Origin of the sequence: Brevundimonas sp., assembly GCF_032107865.1 — a bacterium.
Taxonomy (GTDB): Bacteria; Pseudomonadota; Alphaproteobacteria; order Caulobacterales; family Caulobacteraceae; genus Brevundimonas.
In genome coordinates this window covers 1-1,401 of sequence record NZ_DAMCNG010000376.1, presented here as the reverse complement: position 1 = coordinate 1,401, position 1,401 = coordinate 1, and the positions used below count along the sequence as shown (strand labels likewise).

The window sequence follows — 1,401 nt, the reverse complement described above, 5'->3', positions numbered from 1 at the left end:
CCGCGTGGCGCCCTATCTGGACGGGGCGCGGGCCGGGCCGCCGCAGGTGTTGTATCGCGGGGTGAAGGACGCCCGCGTCGCCTTCATCCAGAACGGGTCCGAGGCGCCCGCCTTTTCCGCCAGCAGCGACCAGCCCCTGCCGGACGCCGTCCGGGTGACGCTGACGCTCGACGGATTCGGTCCGGTCGAGCAGCTGTTTCTGGTCGCCGCTGCATGAGGAAAAGGGCGCGCGATCGTCGGGGCATGGCGCTGTTGACCGTCCTGTTGCTGGTGGCGGTGATGGCGGCGCTGTGCGTGGTGTTGCTGGACGATGTGCGCTTTTCCGTGCGCCGCACGACCAACGCCGAGAGCCAGGCGCAGGCGCAAGCCTATGCGGCGGGGGCGGAAGCGCTGGCGCGACGGCGGCTGTCCGATCTGGTCCGCGCCGATCCCGCACGCACGCCGTTGCAGCCTCAGTGGAACGGCCGCGTCTTCGCCCTGCCGCTGGAAGACGGCGAGGGACAGGCGGTGATCCGCGACGGCCAGGCCTGTTTCAACCTGAACAGTCTGGTGCTGGGGCAGGGCGAAGACCTGATCGCACGGCCCGAAGGCGCAGCGCAGTTCATCGCCCTGGGCACGGCGCTCGGCCTACCGCGCGGACGGATGGCGACGGTCGCGGCGTCCCTGACCGACTGGATGGACGGCGACGCCGAAATCTCGGCTCAGGGAGCGGAGGATTCCACCTACGCCAGCCGGCCGACGCCCTATCGCACCGGCGGGATCATGCTGGCCGAGGTCAGCGAACTGCGCGCGGTCTCGGGAGTGGACGACGCTCTTTATCGCCGGTTGAGACCCTATCTGTGCGCCCTGCCGGAAGCCCGGCTGTCGCCCCTGAACGTCAACACGCTGGAGCCGCAGGACGCCGTGCTGCTGGTCGCGATCAGCAAGGGCGTGTTGGGGCTGAACGCGGCCAAGGCGGCCATCGCCGCGCGCCCGGCGATGGGTTGGGCGAGCCCCGACGCCTTCTGGGCGCAACCCGCTCTGTCGGGCGTGGTCGTCGATGAAGAGGCCAAGGGCCAGATCACCCTTTCCACCCGTTATTTCGACCTGAGGGTCGAGATCGCCCACGGCGACGCCCGCGCCGTCCGCACCGCCCTGATCCACGTCGCGCCCGATGGCGTGGCGCGCACCGTCATCCGCCGCTGGACGCCTGAAGAATGAGCATGGAAGAATGAGCCACGCCCGCATCCTGTTCATCCCGACCAACGCGACCTTGCCCGCGCGTTTCCTGCTGGTCGACCGCGAGGGCCGCGTCGTCGGGCGCGGCGAGCTGGACCCGCATCAGGCGGACGCTCCGCCGTCGATGCGGACCATCGCCGTGGCGCCGGGCGCCGACGTCATGACGCGCTGGCTGGACCTGCC

General features: G+C 70.5%; 3 protein-coding genes. All 3 read left to right on the top strand.

Annotation, left to right across the window (positions count from 1 at the left end):
* Window positions 1-217, top strand: a 217-nt coding sequence (locus tag RT567_RS16865; RefSeq protein ID WP_313577340.1) for a type II secretion system protein GspJ, incomplete at its 5' end; no start/stop codon positions are given.
* Window positions 218-243: 26 nt separating this feature from the next.
* Window positions 244-1,200, top strand: a complete 957-nt coding sequence (gene gspK / locus RT567_RS16860) for a type II secretion system minor pseudopilin GspK (RefSeq protein WP_313577339.1) — start codon at window positions 244-246, stop codon at window positions 1,198-1,200.
* A 10-nt stretch (window positions 1,201-1,210) separates the two neighbouring features.
* A partial coding sequence (locus RT567_RS16855; RefSeq protein WP_313577338.1) for a hypothetical protein occupies window positions 1,211-1,401 on the top strand: 191 nt, incomplete at its 3' end.

What these genes read in the sequence shown, in the direction of transcription:
- gspK (WP_313577339.1), top strand. Translation starts at nt 244, where the DNA reads ATGGCGCTGTTGACCGTCCTGTTGCTGGTGGCGGTGATGGCGGCGCTG.